At 41.5% G+C, this 22,494-nt stretch carries 10 protein-coding genes; all 10 read left to right on the plus strand.

Annotated elements, in window-relative coordinates; all coding sequences use genetic code 11:
• Window positions 1-86 precede the first annotated feature (86 nt).
• Window positions 87-1,853 carry a cache domain-containing sensor histidine kinase gene (locus tag MUG84_RS00920; RefSeq protein ID WP_244717873.1) on the plus strand — a complete coding sequence of 589 codons (1,767 nt, stop codon included), beginning with the start codon at window positions 87-89 and terminating at the stop codon, window positions 1,851-1,853.
• 29 nt (window positions 1,854-1,882) lie between these two features.
• The gene (locus MUG84_RS00925) at window positions 1,883-3,499 is read left to right on the plus strand and encodes a response regulator (protein WP_244717877.1); all 1,617 of its coding nucleotides are present in this window, start codon (window positions 1,883-1,885) and stop codon (window positions 3,497-3,499) included.
• A gap of 117 nt (window positions 3,500-3,616) precedes the next feature.
• The gene (locus MUG84_RS00930; protein ID WP_244717881.1) at window positions 3,617-4,981 is read left to right on the plus strand and encodes an ABC transporter substrate-binding protein; all 1,365 of its coding nucleotides are present in this window, start codon (window positions 3,617-3,619) and stop codon (window positions 4,979-4,981) included.
• 91 nt (window positions 4,982-5,072) lie between these two features.
• Window positions 5,073-5,963 (plus strand): carbohydrate ABC transporter permease, encoded by an 891-nt coding sequence (locus MUG84_RS00935; RefSeq protein WP_244717884.1) that lies wholly within the window; start codon window positions 5,073-5,075, stop codon window positions 5,961-5,963.
• Window positions 5,960-6,796 (plus strand): carbohydrate ABC transporter permease, encoded by an 837-nt coding sequence (locus tag MUG84_RS00940; RefSeq protein WP_244717887.1) that lies wholly within the window; start codon window positions 5,960-5,962, stop codon window positions 6,794-6,796. Before MUG84_RS00935 ends, MUG84_RS00940 begins: the two co-directional genes overlap by 4 nt.
• A gap of 160 nt (window positions 6,797-6,956) precedes the next feature.
• Window positions 6,957-7,709: a superoxide dismutase family protein gene (locus tag MUG84_RS00945; protein ID WP_244717890.1), complete on the plus strand. Its 753-nt coding sequence runs from the start codon at window positions 6,957-6,959 to the stop codon at window positions 7,707-7,709.
• Between the two features lie 19 nt (window positions 7,710-7,728).
• Window positions 7,729-7,899 (plus strand): hypothetical protein, encoded by a 171-nt coding sequence (locus MUG84_RS00950; RefSeq protein ID WP_244717894.1) that lies wholly within the window; start codon window positions 7,729-7,731, stop codon window positions 7,897-7,899.
• A gap of 177 nt (window positions 7,900-8,076) precedes the next feature.
• Window positions 8,077-12,213: a discoidin domain-containing protein gene (locus MUG84_RS00955; protein ID WP_244717898.1), complete on the plus strand. Its 4,137-nt coding sequence runs from the start codon at window positions 8,077-8,079 to the stop codon at window positions 12,211-12,213.
• A 67-nt stretch (window positions 12,214-12,280) separates the two neighbouring features.
• Complete coding sequence (locus tag MUG84_RS00960) at window positions 12,281-16,426, plus strand: discoidin domain-containing protein (RefSeq protein ID WP_244717901.1); 4,146 nt, start codon at window positions 12,281-12,283, stop codon at window positions 16,424-16,426.
• Between the two features lie 330 nt (window positions 16,427-16,756).
• Window positions 16,757-22,399 (plus strand): endo-alpha-N-acetylgalactosaminidase family protein, encoded by a 5,643-nt coding sequence (locus MUG84_RS00965; RefSeq protein ID WP_244717905.1) that lies wholly within the window; start codon window positions 16,757-16,759, stop codon window positions 22,397-22,399.
• Window positions 22,400-22,494: the final 95 nt, after the last annotated feature.

Here is a 22,494-nt window from a genome sequence, read left to right on the forward strand (position 1 = left end):
ATTAAAATATCCTTTTCTCTTATTTTTGCTGAATTAATTTTGTCTGACTTGATTAATAACTGACAATCCAAGTATGGAGGGTATCCATGTTTAAACATAGAGAAAAAGGGATTACCAAGCATTTTATTAGAACCTTTATCTTGATTATCATTGTTCCATTCATCTTATTCATCACAATATTTTATAAATATTATTCAACCTCGTTAATTCAAAGATCAATGGATCAGATTAACCAGCAGCTGGATATAGCATCTAATAACATGAACGCTGAGCTGAAACGAGCCTCACTTACCATTGCCACCATCGCTAATGTGAATGACCATATGATATTGGATGCCGTCTCTGAGTGGGGTAAATCTACAACTTCAGTAGAAAAAATTCAACTTGCACGTGAGATCGATGCACACTTAAATATTATCTCGAATTATAGCAATGAAATTGTAAGCGTTATTTTTACTTTGAAGGATGGGGGATACTATTATTTTAAGAATCCGCCAACGATTTCCGATTCCTCCATTCGCAATCTTCCATGGTATCAAGCAGCAATGAGGAGTAGCAATGGAACAACAGTCATTGTTGACAACTTGAGCGGTATTACTTCAAATAAACAGGACATGTTTACCTTTTTACTTCACCCGGATCAATCTTTGGAAACTGAGGTTGAGATGATATATTTAACGACCCACGCCTCTCTTCCAGGTTTCATTCATTCTAATCCTGAAATTGAACAATTCATTATTGATCGAAACGGCAATCAAATTGTGAATCAGAACAATCATGCTAAGTTAGATCCTGAAATAATAATGGAACTATCCAATACGTTGCAGAAGCAATCTCAAGATCATGATGATGAATACTCGCATATTAAGATAAACGGAGAGAATAAGCTTCTTAAGCTGTATTCGATTGAGAACACAGATTGGAATATCGTCAATATTTTAGATGAGAGTATTGTTACAAGGGACGCAGATCAATTCTTAAAAATATCCACCATTTTCATCGCCTGTAGTTTCGCTTTTTTTCTATTATTTCTACTTTGGTTTTTTCGAGACATACTTAAGCCGCTGCAGAACCTCATTAGAGCTATGAGGCAGGTGGAGAAAGGTGATTTTCTAACAGAGGTAGAGGCAGACGGAAGAGGTGAGATTAAGCGACTAGGCTATTCCTTCAATCGTATGGTTTCTCAGATCAGAGATCTTATGGAGGAACGTGATTCGAAGGAACGAGCACGCAGTCAGGCTGAAATCGAAGCTTTACAGTCACAAATTAATCCACATTTCTTGTCGAATACACTGAATTCTGTTCGCCTTATGGCCATGATCGCCAAGACAGACAATATCCGCAAAATTATTGACAGCCTATCGTCCCTTTTGACTCATGTATTCCGTGAACCCAATTCACTAGCACCGATTGGCAAGGAGATCAAAGTACTTGAGTCATACATGCATATTATGCAGGTTCGATATGGAGGCAAGCTTAATATCCAGTTTGATATTGATGATACGCTTTTGAATTACAGCATGCCCAAAATGCTGCTTCAACCGATTCTTGAGAATGCCATTTTTCATGGACTTGATCAGCAAAATGAGAACGAACTTATTGAGGTGAAGGCGGTTCGGCACGACCTTGGAGTATGCTTTACGATCACTGATTACGGTATAGGAATGACAGACGAGCAAGTTAGGGGATTGCTGCAGGAGGGGGGAAAACACCAGCGTGGGAATTTTAGCGGGTTAGGTGTACATAATGTTTTACAACGAATTGAGCTTAATTATGGTCGCCCGTACGGACTGGAGATTGATAGCAAGTTAGGTAGAGGGACCATCGTTACTATTCTGCTGCCATTGATTTGAACATGATATTCATTGAAAGGAAGAGCCGTATGATGAATGTAATGATCGTAGAAGACGAGACGATTATGAGATTGGCGTTAACTACGCTGATTGACTGGGAATCGAACGGATTTCGAATTACTTATGAAGCGAGTAATGGTTATCAAGCACTTCAGTATATAAAGGGAAATCGAGAGATTGACATTGTGATTACGGATTTGAAGATGCCTGTGATGGATGGTTTAGAGCTTATTGATGAGCTTAATCAGTTGGATGGACCCACTCCGCATGTTGTCATTTTAAGTGCGTATGATGATTTTGAATTTGTAAGGAAGGCCTTTAAGAGGGGGGTAAATGACTATATTCTTAAATCAGAGATGGATCCGGATGTTGTACTGGACCTCTTGAATCGGATCAAGCATGACAGTGAAGTTGAACAGACGATGACAAGACAATCGATAGAAATCCGTAATGGCGAACGGGTACGACTGAAACAGCAAACCATCCGGGAATGGATTGAAATTGGCGTGAGTTCTCAGTTGGAGCCTTCTATTCTGGACGATTTGAACATGAGGCTGGAATGGACTAATATTACCGTTTCAATGATTCGAGTAGAGAGCTTTGCTGAGGTGCAGGAGCGGTACGGTTCGTCTATTGGGGAGTTTGTAAGTTCTGTTTTAAAGTCTATTGATCAGGTGCTAACAGAGGCGGGAACGGGTGAAGTCATCAGCTACAATCCGTATGAGTACGCGGTGCTGTTATCGTTTCGAACGAGCAGTTTAATGTATGTTCGGCAGTGTATCTCGCAGATCCTGGATCAGATCATATTTGTACTGAAGGAATACATTAATATTCAAGTCACGATAGGAGTTAGTGAGCTTTGCGAGGAGTTGAAGCAGCTTCCGGCGTGTTATCTTCAAGCTCGAAAACATGCTGATCTGCGCTTTGTCATTAATAAACATCGGATCATTTACCCTGAGGATGCTAAACAATTCTTGACGCTGTCGGGAGAGACCTTGATCGGGAAAGAGCAAGCCTTACTGGAAGCATTGAAGGAGGGCAAGGAGAAAGCGGTACTGCAAGAACTGGACAATATGTTTACGCTGATTAAGCGTTCCGCCTCTATGGGAAATGAGGTACTTCGTGCCCGGTATATGGAACTTTTAATGATACTAATGAAGTTCATGTATGATAACGGCTTTGCAAATAAAGAGGAAATGAATAAGATCGAGGACGTATATCGAATGGCTTGGCAGATTGACTCCGCCGATAGCTTGCAAGCATGGATTTCAAGCTTGGTTCAACAGCTTCTGCAAGAGATGGATAAGAAAGCGGGTCAGATGAACCGGGTTGTAGCCATTGCACAAGCGTATATTAAGGAACATTATGATGAAGAAATTACACTTGCGAAAGTAAGTGAAATCGTTTATTTAAGTGAAAGTCATTTCAGCACGTTGTTCTCAAAAGCGGTAGGAGAGACTTTCAAAGAATTTGTAACGAAAGTACGCATGGAAAAGGCAATGGAAAGCATGAAGAAGGAACCTTATCTAAAGATATATGAGATTGCAGAGCGTACAGGGTATGCAAGTACGGAGCACTTTAGTCGGGTTTTTAAGAAGATAACGGGGATGAGCCCGTATATGTTCATGAAATCGGTTTCTAAATAGTCTAAAACTATATCATGATTTCGAATGTTTTATCATTCTGACCTCTTACCACAAAGGCTATGATATAAGCAGCAGATGAACATAGCCTGCATTAAATAAGAATAGGGGGAATGTTAGATGCATCAAACTCGACTACGAGTAACACGTATGTTATGCATGATCATGATTACGGCCCTAATGGTACCATTGTTTTCAGGTTGTGGATCTAAGGGGAATTCAGACGCTAGTAAGGGGCAATCCACAACAGATGGACAACAACAGGAGCAGAAAGCAGCAGATGATAAAGAAAAAGATAAAAAGGATCCTGTCACATTAAAATTCCCAATCTGGTCAACCATTACGGAGGATTTATTTACCAAACTAGATCTTGTAAACGAATACAAAAAAGATCATCCTAATGTCACGATTGAGCTCGAGCTATTAAAGGATACGGAGTATGAGAATACGTTAAAGATTCGGAATGCAGCCAACGAATTGCCAGATATTATGCCGCTGAAATCGGCATGGCTGGTTAATTTCAAGGATAATATTCTACCTCTTGATGACTTGGAAGCAGCCAAAAACAATTTGTTCGCAGCTGATTTCAAGGTGAACGATCAAATTCTTGGCGTACCCGAAAGCCAATTCAATGAGTTTGTCTGGTATCATAAGAGCGTTTTCCAGGAATATGGCATTGAGATTCCAAAGACTTGGGGAGAGTTTGTAGCTGCTGCTAAAAAAATTAAAGACGGTGGCAAGTATATTCCGATTGCCATGGGCGGGAAAGACGCCTGGCCGGACTATCCTTTCAATGAATTTATGCCTTCTCTTGTAGCCGGCGATGGGGATTACTGGTCAACAATGGCCACAATGGATGAACCTTTTACGAAAGGTCAAGCATTCTATGATGCTTATGTGAAAATTCAAGAGCTGTACGATGCTAAGGTAATGGGTCCAGATCCTCTCGGTGTTGGTTTTGATCAATCCAAGCTGATGTTTGCTTCCAAGCAGGCAGGAATGATTGCTCTTGGTCAATGGTTCGGTAGTGATTTGAAATCAATGCCAGATGTAGATATGAATGATATTGGTGCCTTCTTGCTGCCGGTTCGTGACTCTGTAGATCAGCCATTTAACACGGTTTCCATGGTAGATACGTTCTATACGATTCCGAAAACCTCGAAGCATCCAGAGGAAGCGAAAGAATTCCTGAACTGGTTCTTCAGCGATAAATGGTACTCTAAGTATATGACCGAGGCTCAGCTTCAATCGACGATCAAGGATGTAAAGATTGACCTAGGCACAACGTTCAATGGTGCTTTTGACATCCCTAATCTGAATTATGTGCTCAATAAAGGCGGTAATGAGGATTATAAGAAAATCGAATCGGCGATTAAGTTTGATGTGAAGAAAATGGGGCAGGACATGATGGCAGGCAAAGATTTCAATAAGATGATGCAGGACATGAATAAAAGCTGGAAAAATGCCCGTTCCAAATTAAAATAAAATCTCAACTTGAAAGTTGAGTAATGAATGGAAGGTGGCTAGCGTTTAGAGTAGCCACTTTCCTTATATATAAAGGAATGGAGGAGTAGAAATGAGAACGATTTCTATGCAAAAAAACCTACTGTTATTCAGCTTTTTATTGATTCCTGTCTTGCTGCTTTTAATGTTCGTGCTCTACCCGTTATTCGAACTGATAAGAATAAGTTTTACCGATTGGAATGGAGTGGATGCCCAGCAAACTTATGTGGGTTTCGACAATTACGTTAAGATGTTTACCGATTCATCCGATGTATGGCTGTCACTTCGCAATAACGGGATCTATTTTATCTTTCATTTAATTATGATTCCGCTTGAATTAGCGATTGCGGTTGTACTCGACAGTAAGATCCGTGCCAGCAAATTTTTCAAGACCATTATATTCATGCCTTACATTATCAATGGGGTTGCGATTTCGTATATGTTTGCCTTCTTCTATAGTCCCATTAATGGTGGTTTGAATGGCATTCTTGAAGTACTTGGACTAGAGTCGCTCATACAGAATTGGTTGACGGATGAATCCATCGTTAACCTCAGCTTAGTGTTTGTATCGATTTGGCGATTCTCCGGCTTCCATATCATCTTATTCCTGGCAGGCTTGCAATCCATTCCTCAGGATCAATTCGAGGCAGCGAAAATCGATGGCGCGAACAGCATTCAGAATTTCTGGTATATTATCGTTCCAGGTGTAAAAAAGGTGCTAGAGGTTCTATTGTTCTTAAATGTCGTTGGGGCACTGCAGGTGTTCGATATTCCGTATATTATGACGCAGGGTGGTCCGGGGCATGCGAGTAGTACATTCACCTTATATACCCTGGAGACGGCCTTCAAATTTAACAGCTTTGGAATGGCTTCAGCGATGGGGATCACGATGCTAATTCTCATTATTGTCCTGAATGGTGTACAGAACAAGCTGTTCAACCTGAAGGGAGTTGGTGAGGAATGACGCTTCGTCTAGGAAGTGCAGCTAAGAAGCTCGCCGTATATTTGATTCTAATGTTGATTTGTATGGTTATCTTCATACCCTTACTTATAACGTTATTTGCTTCTTTTAAAACTGCGGTGGAGATTGGCTCTGAATTTGCTCTAAAGCTGCCTGCAAGCTTTGATTTCGGTAACTACCAAGTTGTATTGGATAAAGGGAAGTTTCTACAGGGATTTGGGAATTCTATGTTCCTTGTTGCCGTCAGTGTCGTCATTAATGCTGTATTAGGAACAACGACAGCTTACGCGATTAATCGATTTGATTTTCGCTTGAAGAAGGTCATTCTCGGTCTCTTTGTAGCAGGTATGATCATGCCCGGTATGATTACAGAAATTTCGCGCTTTACCATCATTAAAAATCTTGGACTTTATAATACGATTTGGGCTCCGATTGTGATTTATGCAGCAACGAATCTGGTTCAGCTCTACATTTATACCCAGTTCATCAATGGGATCCCGAAGGATTTGGATGAGAGTGCGATGCTTGATGGATGCTCCTACTTTAAAGTCTTCAACAAAATGATCTTCCCGCTTCTGCTGCCGGCAACGGCAACACTCGCTATTATTAAAGCGGTTGATGTGATGAACGATATGTATGTTCCATATCTCTACATGCCTTCAAGCTCACTTAGAACGTTGACAACGACCTTGATGTATTTCAGTAGTTCCAAGTTCGGAAGTTGGGATTATCTAAGTTCTGCAATTATCTTGGTTATGCTGCCGACACTTGTCATTTACCTTGTATTTTCGAAGTATATCTTCAAAGGAATCGTTGCGGGTGCAGTAAAATCATAAATATCCCCAAAACATTCCCGGGTCGAATTTGGTTATTCGATAGTATACGTGTCTTTGGAATCAATGACCAACGCCGAAAGCCCCAAATCCCATAAAACAACTGTTCAAATGTATAAAAACAGGATACTGTAAATGAATACCATCATCAGGAGGCGATGAAGTGAAAAAGAAGACCTACAAGTTGAAACATATGGCCGGAGCATTTCTTGCCGGAGCCATGATGTTTTCAGGATTTTCGTTTGCAGCTGCGAATCCCGAAGGAACATTAGATGCGATTAAACACACGACCTCTAAAATAAGCTACTATGTTAACGGCAAGGACCACTCCACAGCTGACGGCCAATATATGAACCAAGGAACGGCGGCCCCGGATTCCATTATTCACAACGGCACGACCTACGTGCCCGTTCGTATGGTTTCCGATCTGGTCGGCCAGCCTGTGTATTGGGAGCAGACTTCCAGGACGGTATCTTTGGGGCTTCCTGTGGTCAAGCTGTATAATGCGGCGGGCGAGCCTGCGGGTTTCGCTACCTTGGAGCAGGTAAATGACGGGGTGAAGGTGAAGATTAGCGCATCCGGCCTCACTTCAGGTAAGCATGGATTTCATGTGCATGAGCATGCGATCCAAGGTGGGGATTTTAAATCTGCCGGTGGGCACTTTAATCCGATCGACAAGCATCATGGCCTGGAGAATCCGCAAGGAAGCCATGTTGGCGATATGCCGAATCTGGTCGTAGGAGCAGACGGAACCGTGGAAGCGGAGACGCTCATTCAGCATGGAACACTTGAAAAGGACAAGCCTAACTCGGTGCTGGGACGCTCACTGATCATTCATGCCGGCGAAGATGATGGCGTATCCGATCCAGCGGGTAATTCCGGTGACCGCGTGGCCGGCGGGAATATCCCTGAGTAATCCGGCAAGCTGCCGGCACATGCAGACGAAAAAATGGGCTGGATCAGATTCAAGCGATGCTTACCGTAACCAGTCAAACCGTGATCACGCTCCAGTTTTTGTTGATGAATTTGGAGCGTCGTCATCGGGTTTTTCTTTTGCTGGTTTTCAAAAAGTGGGATATTCGGGTGATGATGAGCACCTGATTTAGGTGGATAGGATTCCACCTTTTTTTGTTGTTTTACATTTTCAATCGAAAAATTAATCAAGAAATCCAAATTATCGTCATTAACCTATTAATTTCATTTCAGCAAGCGACTTCTCTCAACAGGTGAATCCACGGCATCTTCAATCCTTCCGTTTATATTTAACTCTAAAGAGGTGTGCTATGAAGAAAATAACTTTATGGCTTTTAATTTTCTCCTTTATATTAGGAATGGAATACTCTACTACAAATGTATATGCACAGAGCGATCGTACGGATCAGATAACCGAGAATTCAGATGGGAGAAAAATAATGAATTTTAATAGCGACTGGGGATTTTACAGAGGCGACTTAGCAGAAGCAGAGGCCATTGACTATGATGATCAGGCTTTTGCAAATATAACTATTCCACACACCATGAGACTGGAAAAGAAACATGCCAATGGTGGAAAAGCCGTATATCAAGGAATTGGCTGGTACAGACGTTATTTTACGGTTGACGAGATGTACAGAGGAAATACAATCAATATTGACTTTGAAGGTGTCATGACCGATAGTGAAATCTATTTAAATGGAGAAAAAATTTATACCCGTAATGGTGGTTATGTCGGATTCTCGGTAGATATTACAGATAAAGTGAAGTTTGGTGAAACTAATGTTTTAGCTGTAAAGGTATCTAGCTATGATAGCCCGGATACACCGCCAGGAAAGCCATTAGCCAATCTCGATTTCCATTACTACGGTGGTATTTACAGAGATGTAACCATGAGAATTACGAATAATTTACACATTTCAGATGCATTACAGGCTGATCAAACAGCCAGCGGTGGAGTTTTTGTGACTTATCCTGAAGTGAGCAAAACTTCTGCAAAGGTGAATGTAAAAACGCATGTCATCAACAAAAATAATACATCAGCAGATACGAAGGTTGTAAGTAAGATTGTAGACAAGGAAGGAAATGCAGTTGCGCAGGGTGAAACTGATGCTGCAAGTATATCAGCAGGTGGGGATAAGCAGTTTGTTCAGGATTTAACGGTAACCAACCCAAAGTTGTGGCACCCGGATACCCCTTATATTTATTCTTTAGTTAGTGAAGTGTACAATGGATCAGCTTTAGTGGATTCTGTTACGACAAAGATAGGGATCAGAACAATCGAGTATAAGGCAGATGGCTTCTATATCAATGGGGAAAGATTATATTTACGCGGAGCCAACCGTCATCAGGCATATCAGAATATTGGAGATGCCGCTCCTAACTCGATGCAGTATCGTGATGCCATGCAAATCAAGGAAAATGGATTTAATGCGGTTCGTGCGACCCATTATCCTAATGATCCGGCCTTTTTAGATGCAGCTGATGAATTGGGGTTATTAGTGATTGAATGTCAGCCCGGCTGGCAGAACTTCACCAAAACTCAAAAGTTCTATGATCTCACTTTAAGAGATACACGGGAAATGATCAGACGCGACAGAAACAGACCATCCGTCATCCTATGGGAAACTTCACTGAACGAGACGGGCTATTCAGCAGCATGGGCAAAAGATGCTACTGAGATTGCTCATGCAGAATATCCTGGCAATCAGATGTATACGGCGGCGGACCATGGGCTTCAGGGATCCTTTTATGATGTGAACTATAAGGTCGTGGATACGAATTGGGAAGCTGATCCAAGCAAATGGACTGATTTTGACCCCAACAAGCCGTTTTTCACACGTGAATGGGGAGATTTTGAGGAATCCAGCAAGGCGCTCAGAAAAGAAGGCGAAGGCGCCATGAATACGCAGATTTTGACGCGTCAGAGGTATTTGAATGGAGATGGTTACTCGGACTGGGGCGGCCTTGATGAAAATGACAGAATTGGTGGATATTTCTTGTGGAGCTGGAATGACTACGCACGTGGATCAACAACGAAAACCTTAGGAAGTGGAACGGTCGATATCGATAGATACGAAAAATATGACTACTACTGGTTCCAATCCATGCAATCAGCTAGAAATTCTATTTATGGTCCAATGGTGTTTATCGCAAGCACATATTCGCAGGCCTCAAGCCTAAATATCAACGTATTCAGCAACTGTGACAGTGTTAAGCTATATCAGAATAATGAATTGGTTAAAGAAATGACAAGGGAAGAAGCACTGAAATCTGTTCCAAACATAGCTAAAAAAGGCGGTAGCCCTATATTTACATTTACATTAGATAAATTTGCAGCTGGTGAGCTTAAAGCAGAAGCCATTTTAGATGGGAATATTGTGAAAACGCATACAGTTAGAACACCAGGTCAAGCCGCTGGAATCGAAATTGAAGTACGTGACAGAGGAATCATGCCAGTAGCCGATGGTTCGGATTTAATCCCTGTATACTTCAAAGTCGTTGATGCAAATGGAACAGTAGTACCAAACTACGACGGTAAGATTAAAATTTCCGTAACAGGTGAAGGGGAACTCGTTGGACAAAACATTGAAAGAATAGGTGTTGAAGAACAAAGCGTTGAAGGTGGTATAGGCTTTGCATTTGTTAGAACTTCAGATGTCAGTGGAGATATCAACATTCATGCTGCAGCAGAAGGATTAAATGCAGGAGCAAAAACCGTAAGTACCGTACCCTATGAAGGTCAATTTGTCCCTGATGGACAGCATATACCATGGGTTGGTGGAGTTGACAAACTAGAAACCACAGAACAGACATATAAGAATATTGCAGCTCTTAAACCTGTTACAAGTTCTTCCGAACAATCAGGTAACTTTGCAAAGAATGCAGTAGATAATGACGAAGGTACAAGATGGTGTGCGAGTGGGTCATCCTTACCACAGTGGATACAGGTTGATTTACAACAGAGCAGCGCTATAGCTGGTTTTCAGATCATGTGGGAGAGAAGTACGAATGTTTATAAGTACTATATTGAAGTATCAGAAGATGGGGCGAATTGGCAAAAAGTTGTTGATAGAACATCAAATACCACACCTAATGGTTATGAAGATACCAATCTGGTAGAAACAAAAGGTAGATATGTAAGATTAACCGTTGTTGATCGTATAACAAATGGAGATTGGGCATCTTTATTTGAGTTTAAGATCATACCTTCAGAAAATGAAGAACCTGGTGACATGATAACAGATGCGAAAATTGAATCCATTACATCATCTTCAGCAAGTGAAGCTGACAGAGGTACGGATAAGCTGAGAGATGGCGTAACGACGATAGGAACAGGTTGGTTATCCAAGGAATTAACTCTTCCTCAGTCCGTAACAGTAAAGTTCAACAAACCTCAATCCGTTGTTGGAAGCCGTATTTTCTGGGAAAAGGACAGTAACTGGTACACATATGATTTAGAAGTATCTACGGATGGTGAGGCATGGCAAAAGGCACTCGATCATCGCTATGTTGGCGGACAGCATTTTACACCAGAGATCTTTGCGAAGCCTTATGACAACATCAATTATGTTCGCGTAACGATCAAGGACATCACTGCTGGCGGCGGGTTCAGAATAGGGATGGCGGAACTGGTGTTATATGGACAGGATTATGTAGAACCAGAGCCCAAGAACTTTGACTATGCTAGTGATCTGGAATGGGTATCAGCGCACAGTGATTATAATGCTGTACTTAAGGATGAACCCCAGTATGGTGGTTCCAATTTGGACTTAAACACGGCAGCAGGAGTCCAGACCTTTACGAAAGGATTATCAGCAGATACAAATTCAGAGGTTGTATACAATGTAGATGGTCGTAAGTATACAAGATTCCAAGCCTATGCAGGAATTGACAAGAAAGCTCCTAAAATGGGTGGAGAAGCTATATTTAAAGTATTTAAAGATGATGAGCTCATCTATACAAGCCCAGTCAAGATGAGAGGCGACAACTGTGAATTTATTGATCTTGACATCAGAGGAGCCAAGCAGATTAAGCTTGTTGCTGAATGGAATAACAACCCTGATAATCCTGAAGCTAGGTACAATACGCATGTTGACTGGGCAGATGCCAAATTCATCTTAGCAACAACAGACACAACTGCACCAGCATGGTCAGCGGATGCTAAATTAACAGCTTCACATGTTGGCAAAAAAGTCCTTAAGCTGACATGGACAGCGGCTCGTGATAATACGGCTGTAACCAGCTACAAGGTTTACAAAGATGGTGTTGAATTCGTTACAGTAGCAGGCGATATCACTAGCTACACAGTCAATCACCTTTCACCTCAAACGACGTATACCTTTAAAGTTGAAGCATGTGATGCAGCAGGGAACTGGAGCGTCGATGGTCCGAGTGTAACGGTGACGACGGAAGCTATGCCAACTAAGCCGACTAAACCAAACTAAGCCAACATTTATTCCGGGATTATAGTTTTTTATAATCATATATCTAGTTTGAAGGAGGGAATTTATAATGTTCAGTTCCAGACAAAAAGCAATGGTGCTGGTAATGCTAATTGCAATGTTTGTCAATTTTACACCTATTGCTAGTGCTGCAGACAACGGAGATGGTACATACACAAATCCTATTATGTGGGGAGATTATCCGGATAATGACGTGATCAGGGTGGGAGACACCTATTACATGTCATCAACGAGTATGCACCTATTTCCCGGAAGTCCAATCATGAGTTCTAAAGATTTGGTGAACTGGACGTATGAAAGCTATGCTGTGGACAGAATGGAAGGAGACATGTACGACCTTAAGAACGGGTTGAATGCTTATGACGAAGGTCCATGGGCAACCAGCTTAAGATATCATAACGGTAAATTCTACTTGTTGTATAACATCAATAGAGATGCTGCATACGTTAGTATTGCAAATAGCGCAAAGGGTCCTTGGACGATTTACAAGTTAGAAGATGAACTATACGATCCAGGACTATTTTTTGATGACAATGGAAAAGTCTACGTTGTACATGGTCAAGGCCAACTCTACCTAAGCGAACTGAAGATCGTGAATGAAGAAACGGGTCAACTTTCCATTATTTCTAAGAAAGCCCCCGGTGCATCAAGAAATGGAAAGATGATCTACGATTATAAGGGTGGTCATTATAATGAAGGATCACATGTATATAAAATTGGAGAATATTATTACATCCTCAGCACGCCGACCTGGAATAAAGGTTCAAAGAAAGAAATAGCGATCAGAACCAAAGACTTGGCTGATGGTCCTTATGAAGTAAAGGATATCATGACCAGCTTTATGAATTTTACAGGCAATGGTATACACCAGGGGGGGATTGTAGATGTTCCTCAGGGTGAAGGAAAGGATCCAGAATGGTGGTCAGTCATATTCCAGGATCGAGGCAAGCTGGGACGTGTTCCTACTTTACAACCAGTCAACTGGAAAGATGGATGGCCATATTTAGGAGAATTTGATGGAGAGAAAGCTGTTGTTACTTATAAAAAACCTAATATACCAGGTTTGGGTACAACTGAGCCAAAAGCACCTGCAACATCTGATGACTTCAGTGGGAACAAGTTAGGTCTGCAATGGCAGTGGAATCACAATCCTGACAATGAAAAGTGGAGTCTTACGGAAAGACCAGGAAATATAAGACTTAAGACATCCAGTGTAACAAATTCTTTAGCCTATGCAAGAAATACACTTACGCAGCGAATCATCGGTCCGGATTGCACGGCAACTGTAAAGATGGACATCAGCCATATGGCTGACGGTGATCAGGCGGGATTATCTGTCATACAAAAAGATTCAAACTTCATTGGAATCAAGAATGAAGATGGAAAGAAAAGAATCGTTGTTCAGGATTTATGGACAGAAGAGGCATCAACTGATCTTCCAGAAGGAACAACGAATATCTGGTTTAGAGCTGAAACCCCAAGATTTGAATATCGAACGGAGTTCTCATACAGCCTAGATGGAGTGAACTTTACCAGATTAGGCGGAAGATACGAGATGCGATACGGAACATACGTCGGTATGCGTTTTGGTATTTTTAACTATGCAACAAAAGCCCTTGGCGGATATATCGATGTGGATTCATTTGAACTGACAATGACTGAAAATCAAGGGAATTTATTTACTGTAAATAAGAAGATTGATGCTGAACGTTATGATGATCAAAACTACGTTACTGATAAAAATCTAACGATCAACGCTAAAACGGAATGGACCAATGATGATGTATACGACGGATATGACCAAAGTATGGCGAATATCAAAAATGGCGACTGGTTGCGTTATGACCAGGTGGATTTTGGGAATGGGGAGGCGAAATGGTTTAACGCAAGAATAGCAAGTGATAAAGCAAACGGTACGATTGAGGTTAAACTAGCTGATGCAGAAGGAAATCCAGCTGAAACGATAGCCATACTACAAATTCCAAATACAAGTGATTTGAATGAGTATGTAAATGCTAAAGCGGAGCTTACAAAAGAAGTTACAGGCAAGCAAAAGATATTCTTAGTATTTAACGGTGCTGATACGGAAATGTGCAAGCTAAACTGGTTTATGTTTGGTTCTGGTGATTATCCGGAGATTGCAGCAGCTCCAGCTCATGTTCAAGTGGATTCACCAAACAGCTCAACGATTGATATCGCATGGGATGCTGTATCCGGAGCATTACAGTATGATATCAAGATTGACAATAAGATCATAAGCAATGCTACAGGCCCATTTTCAGAAACAGGGTTACTTGCTGGATCCACTCATACCGTACAGGTTAGATCCAAGAACTTTGCTGGTTTCAGTGGATGGAGTGAGGGTGTCACTATAACAACAGAAGTCGACCCTGAAATGATTCCTTCAAGTGGCATGACGGTAACTGCTTCAAGTGAAGAAACGCAAGACGAAGATAATAAAGCGGCAAACGTGATAGATGGAAACATAGATACAATATGGCATACAAAGTGGAGTGGTGGAAACACGCCTCCTCACACATTGGATTTCAACTTAGGTGAAACCTATGACGTTTATAAGCTTAAATATATTCCAAGACAGTCAGGCGGAGATAACGGTATAGTAACCAAGTTCAACATCTACACGAGCATGGATGGTGTTAACTACACCTTGGTCAAGGAAAACGGAACATTTGTAAACGATTCCACTCCAAAGACAGTAACATTTAAACCTACTCAGGCTCATTATCTGAAATTTGAAGTATTGGCTGGTCATAATGGCTTCGGATCTGCTGCAGAAATGAACATTTATCAAAATGTAGATTCAATACCAGTCGTATCTGATCACAAGACAGCTGCAGCAAGCAGTGAACAAGCAGGTTTTGAGGCTTCAAAGGCTAACGATGTTGATATTGCAACTTCATGGAAGGCTGCTGTTGAAGATACGAAGAAGACTTGGACGGTAGACTTAGGAAACAAGTATGATTTGACAGAGATCGAGCTTGAATGGGCTGCAGAAAATGCTAGCAAGTACAAGGTCGAAGTGTCAACTGATAACAAGGTATGGACTCGTGCTGTTGACAGAACGGCGGATACAGAAAACAGCAAGGTTAAGACTGATAGAGTTTCAAATCAAGAAGTAAGGTATGTAAAGGTAACATTTACAGAAGGAATCGCTTCAATTGATGAAATAAAAGTACGCGGTATGAAGAGCGAAATTATACCGGAATCAAGCAATGTCGTATTAAACAAACCCGCTATTTCAGATAGTCAGCAAAGCAGCAATCCGGCATCAGCAGGTAACGATGGTGATGAGTCAACTCGTTGGTGCGTGACTGATGATAAGAATCCACACTACTGGCAAGTTGATCTTGGCGGGAAATATGATTTAACGGGTTCTAAGGTCATATTTGAAAAAGCCGGTAAGGCCATGATGTATAAGATTGAGGTTTCAAGTGACGCTACAACATGGACTACCGTGATTGACCATATGAATAACACAACCAACACAGATCAAGTCAGAACAGATAACTGGACGGCGAAGGGTGCCCAATATATCAAGGTAACTGTTATGGGATATCCGGATCTGTGGGGAGGTTTCCGTGAGTTTGAAGCTTACGGTGCTAAATCACCGATAGTAGATACAACAGCGCTAGAAGCAGTGATTGCAGCAGCTCAGATCAAAGTAGATCAAGCAGTCGTTGGTGATCAGCCAGGGCAATATCCGCAAACAGCAGTAGATGCATTCAATGCAGCGATTGCAGCAGCACAAGGTGTTGTTGAGACAGCAACAACGCAAGTAGAAATTACAGCAGCGATCGAAGCGCTTCAAGCAGCGGTCAAAGCATTCGATGATGCAATGATTACTAGAGAAGAACCACCAGTAGACAAAACTGCACCAACATGGTCAGCGGATGCTAAATTATCAACTTCACATGTTGGCAAAAAAGTCCTTAAGCTGACATGGACAGCGGCTCATGATAATACGGCTGTAACCAGGTATAAGCTTTATAAGAATGGCGTTGAATTCGCTACAGTGGCAGGTGATATCACTAGCTACACAGTTAATCACCTTTCACCTCAAACGACGTATACCTTTAAAGTTGAAGCAGGCGATGCAGCAGGGAACTGGAGCATCGATGGCCCGAGTGTAACGGTGACGACGGAAGCTATGCCAGATAAACCAACTAAGTTTTAAGTTAGAGTAGAATCGTTTACTGTACTTCAGAAGAATAAATCCCCTTCAAGCACATACTCGAATACAGCGTTTTGAATGCGTGAGCTGCGAGTGTGCTGAAGGGGGTTTTTATTTGACGCTTACCGTAAAATTGATCAAGAAATCTAAATTATCATCATTAACCTATCCATGGTGGGAGAGTATGATGTAGACAGAAATCGTTCGTTAATATATTGTAAGCGGTTCCACTATTGTGCAATGAGTCGAACTCAAAGGAGGTGATGCTGACTTCATAGCCATTGCTTGAAAGGTATTGGAAATGAATGGATGAAACCCAAGGGAGGTAAATAAATGTCACTGTCAAAGGTAATGAAAAACTTAGCTATTGTGGTAGCTTCTGCACAGTTGATTAGCATTACGATACCAGTATATTCAGGAATTGCGGATGCTGCTGCAAGTAATGATGGAATCATAACATCCAATGAAATGTCTGTTGAATTAGATCAGAGTTTCCCAAGAGTAATCAAGTATGAGATAAATAACAAAGTGCTTCATGGTTCAGAAGAAGTATTGAACAAAATCAGAATCAACGGAACAGACTATGTACCGAAAGTGACGTACACAGAAGAGGCAGACAAAGCCCACTATGTGCTAACTGTTGATGAGCTGAATGTAGTCATCAATCTAACAATGACAGTAAAAAAGAATACACTTGATTTTGAAGTAACAAAGGTGGAAGAGAATGGTACAGCAAGAATACACACCATTGAATTTCCAGACCATAGCTTGGTATCGGTAAGAAGTACAGAAGCGGGTGCCAAATTTGCCGGTTCCAGAATGGAAACCGCTGTCTATAAAAAAGGCGATGTGTATCAAGATGTATCAGGAACTCCTGCCGTAGATACTACTCCAAGAAACTATATGTACGCGTTCATCAACAATGATCAACTGGCAGCAGGGGTTTGGTCCAATGCATATGGTGATACCGGTGCTGATGCAGACAATGACAACCACCGTATTGTGAAGCAGACGACCAAGAAAACCGATTACTCCCGTACAGCTTTGTGGAGTGCTTCATGGGTATACCGTGGGAATAACATGCCTAATGATATAACTGAACCATTGCCACATACTAAAGTAGTTATCACAGAGGACGCAAATGCGGATGCGAAATTGGATTGGCAGGATGCAGCTGTAGCATTTCGTGATATCATGAACAATCCTGTAGGCAGTGATCGCATGTCCGAACTTGTTGTTCACCGTATACCATTTAACTTTTCTAGCCAGGCAACAAATCCATTTCTCAAGACTTTAGATGAAACGAAGCGAATTTATCTATCGACGGATGGTCTTGGGCAGTGGGTGGAATTAAAGGGTTACCAAGCTGAAGGGCATGACTCCGCCCATCCGGATTACGGCGGACATATCGGTGTTCGTCAGGGCGGACAGAAGGATATGGATACGCTTGTAAGAGAAGCACAGAACTATAATGCATTCATGGGTGTACATATTAGTGGTACAGGTGCACACCCGGAAGCAAAGGCTTTTGATGATCAATTGGTTAATTTAAATAAATTTGGTTGGGACTGGCTTGACTTATCCTATGACTTTGATGATCCAACCTACCGTAGAGAAGTTTATACGGGCAACCGAATGAATCGATTACAGATGTTAAAAGCCGATGCGCCGACACTTGATTTTATTTATGCGGATGCATGGTATGAACAGGGCTTTAACGGAAGAAGATTTGCAAGAGAAGTAAATTCTTTTGGCTGGGCGCTAATGACGGAGTTTCCGAGTGTATTAGAAGATGAAGCCGTGTGGGATCATTGGGCTGTTGACTACGATTACGGCGGTAAGGGCACCAAGGGATATAGCAGTGATATCGCAAGATTTGTGCGAAATCACCAGAAAGATACGTGGATCGGTCGCCATCCAATCCTAGGCGGCACGGAGTCAACGGATGCGGAAGGATGGGTGGGAAGAGTAGATTATGATGAAATGATCAATGTTGTATTCAAAACAAACCTGCCAACGAAATATCTACAAAGTTTCCCTATGACGAAGTACGACGTAAATAACAATGTGGGAAGAGTTGAATTTGAAGGGAATGTTGTTGCCGAAAGGACATCAGATGGAAAGAGAACATTTACGAAAGATGGTAAAAAGCTTCTTGAAGAAAATGTAACAATTACTAAAGCTTCCGAGGGTGGTAACACGTACGATAAGGTAACGTATTCAAACCTCAAATATTTATTGCCATGGTCGCCAAATGCGAATAAGACAAAAGACGAACCATCGGGTGCTGAAGAAAAACTTTATCACTACAATGAAAATGGTGGAACAACGACTTGGGAGCTTCCAAATAGCTGGAGCAATGTATCAACTGTTAAGTTATACACATTAACAGATACAGGTAAGAAAGATGAAAAAGTTATCAACGTAGTTGATGGCAAAATCACGATTGAAAACGCAGCTGCAAAACAGCCATACGTCGTTTATAAAGGTGACGTTACGCCTAAGGTTGAAGAGATGAATTGGGGATTCGCAATGCCAGCCAAGGATCCTAGCTTCAACAGTGGAAAGCTGGATAACTGGAACGTAAAGAGCGGAGCAGGAACAGTAGAACGAAATCATCGCGGACAATATGAATTAGTAGTTAAAGAAAATACAGAAGAAACCGTATTAGAAACTCAGTTATCAGGATTGAAGCCAGGAACCTACTCTGCATCCATATATGTTCAAGTAGGCAATACACCAAACAGTACAAATGCTAGTGATCCAAACACGGCAGGAAATGCAAAACGTAAAACGACGATTGGTGTGAAAGATTTCGGCGGAGCAGACATCACGAACTATACGGAAAGTTCACCGCTTATGAACTACATCTCAGCTGACTCCAAGCACAGTACCAATATGCAGAGAATGAGAGTCGTATTTGATGTAGCAGCTGGTCGGGATACAGCAACATTGTATTTGAAAGTAGCTCCAGGAACAGCGACTGTAACCTTTGACGATGTTCGCTGCGTACCTACTGAGAGAGTTGTACCGCAATCTCCAGATGTAGTCGTAGCTGAAGATTTTGAACATGTTGACCAAGGTTTGACTCCATTTGTTATAGCAGATGCTGACGGGGTAAGTGATCCTCGTACTCATTTATCCGAATTACACGCTCCATACACACAAAAAGGTTGGAATGGAAACGCAGTTGATGATGTATTAAATGGTGAATGGTCCATTAAGTCACATAAAACTGGTAGCGGTCTCATCATGAGAACATTACCGCAAACTTTAAGATTTGATAAAGGAACTACGTATGAAGTTTCATTCAAATATGAAAGTCAGTTTGATAAGAAGATCAATTTCGTTGTTGGTAACGGTAATAAGGAAATTATAAATGTACCTATGCCACAGGCTACCGTTCCTACACCGTTTACGGTTAAATTTACAGCAAGCACCGAAGATTTCTGGATCGGTACAAGAAATACAGCCGGAGATTCAGCAGGAGACTTTATTCTTGATGATCTCGTCGTTAAAGAAGCAAAGGATGCTACCATTGAGCCGCCACAGATTACACCTGTTGACTTATCTGTTATACCTGTAGATGGTATCACTGCAAGTGCAACGGGTTATCAAGAAGGTGATAACCCTGAAAATGTTCTTGATGGAAACACAGGTTCATTGTGGCACACAGCTTGGGATGGAAGTGATAAACTACCACAATCCATTACGCTTGATTTAGGTAAAGCTTACAATGTTAAAAGAGTAGATGTTACTCCAAGACAAAGCCAGCAAAATGGAATAATAAAGAAATATGAGTTGTATACAAGTGCCGATGGAGTGAGTTTTGAGAAGGTAGCAGAAGGTGATTGGGAGGTTAATGCAGACACAAAGTCTATAAATATTAATAATCCTAAGCCAATTACTCACGTTAAGTTAACTGCATTAGAAGGAGTTAATGGTTGGGCGAGTGTAGCTGAAATGAGAGTGGCTCAAGACGCTCCATCTATAACTGGATCAGGTAAAGTTGAAGTTAGTACGATAGTTGGCATGCATCCGGAAATGCCTGCAACTTTCAAGGCGACATTGAGCAATGGCACACAAATGGAATTGCCAGTTCAATGGCCGGCCATTGCCCCTTCCAAATATGCCGAAGTAGGAACATTTGAAGTTGTAGGACTCATTAATGGAGTCCAAGATGCAACTGTCACAGCTACTGTAACCGTAACAGCTGGCGGAACAGCAGAGATCGTAGATGCCAAAGTGATGACTGTTTACACGACAGCAGGAACTGCACCTATGATGCCAGCAACTGCTAAGATGGTAACTTCGAATGGTACAGTTATAAATGTACCTGTCACTTGGGATCAAATAGCTGAAGATCGTTACAAGAATGTTGGATCATTCAATGTAACGGGTACGGTAGAAGGTACGAATGTAAAAGCTCAAGCGATTGTTATCGTAACAAATCCTGGGGCTGCAATCATTGAAATCCCTGAAGTAAAAGTAAGTACAGTCATTGGTAAAGTACCCGTACTTCCAAGCATGCTTGAAGTAACGTTAAGTGATCAAACAAAGAGATCTGTATCTGTTGCTTGGGATCGTATTTCTGATGAGCAGATCAGCAAAGAAGGTCAGTTCACTGTAAATGGTACGATAGAAGGTACGGATAAAAAAGCTGTTGCAGAAATTACAGTCAAAGAAGATCCAAACATTGCATTGAAGAAACCTGCAACTGCAAGCAGTGAGCAGTCAGGTAATACGGCAGTGATGGCGAATGACGGTCTAACATCAACTCGTTGGTGCGTAAGTAATCCAAGTACGGAACAGTGGTGGAAAGTTGACTTGGGTACACAATATGATGTAACGAGTTCCAAGATTACTTGGGAAACAGCTTCAAGTACGATGAAGTATAAAATCGAAGTATCTACGGATGGCGAGAACTGGACAACAACGGTTGATAAGTGGAACACTCCAGTTACTCAAAGTATGACAGAAGATACTTGGTCCGCTAAGAATGTTAAATTTATAAAAGTGACAGCTTTGGGTATTAACCCAGCATGGGCAGGTTTCCGTGAATTTGAAGCCTACGGTGCGAAATCAACTGTAGATCCAGGAACCGTTATTAAATCCATTCATCCGGTGACTGTTTCCACAACGGTTGGAATAGCTCCTCAATTACCTGCTAATGTAACTGTAGTATATGAAGATAACACAACTGGTGAAGCAGCGGTAACCTGGGATGCTGTAGATGAGAGCAAGTACGCTCAGCCAGGTACATTTGCAGTAAATGGTGCAATTGCTGGAACAGATGAGAAGGCTGTTGCAAATGTTACTGTAGAGAATAGCCCAGTTATAGAGATTACTTCGATCAAACCAGTAACCGTTAGCACGGAACAAGGAACTGCACCTGTACTGCCAACTACAGTAATCGCTCTATATAGCGATAATACTGAAAAGAGTGTATCCGTATCATGGGATCATATTGATGAATCAAAGTATTCCAAGACTGGTCAATTTACAGTTCAAGGTACAGTGAGCGGAACAAATCTCAAAGCTACTGCAGAAGTAACAGTAACAAAGAAAAATGGAGGAGACAAAGAACCAGGAACGCCTCCTACGAAGACTCACGAAATCGTCATTGATAACGATGGAACCGTAAGAATCATCCCTGATGTCACTGTAGATGGAAATACAGGCAAAGTGGTATTGGATAACTCAACAATGAACAAGGCTTTTGCAAAAGCAGTTAAAGACAAGGCAGGAATTACCAATATTGTTATCGATCTGACAAAGAATGCTGATGCAAAAACATGGGTTATACAATTGCCATCACAGCAGGTAACTTCCAATAAAATGGATAAGACCATTCAATTCATAACAAATCCCGGTGTCGTTACCATCCAGAATAATATGTTTAAACCCAATGAGCTAAAAGGTTATGAAACAGTTGAGTTTATGATTGAGAATGGAATAATCACAAGCATCAGTTAAGGTAGCACAACGATAACCATTTGAACTTTGCTTAGGAAACAACAAACGCTTGGGCGATAATTAGCCCAAGCGTTTGTTAATTGTTGAGGGAGAAG

This window comes from Paenibacillus mangrovi (assembly GCF_022898935.1).
GTDB lineage: Bacteria > Bacillota > Bacilli > Paenibacillales > Paenibacillaceae > Paenibacillus_AQ > Paenibacillus_AQ mangrovi.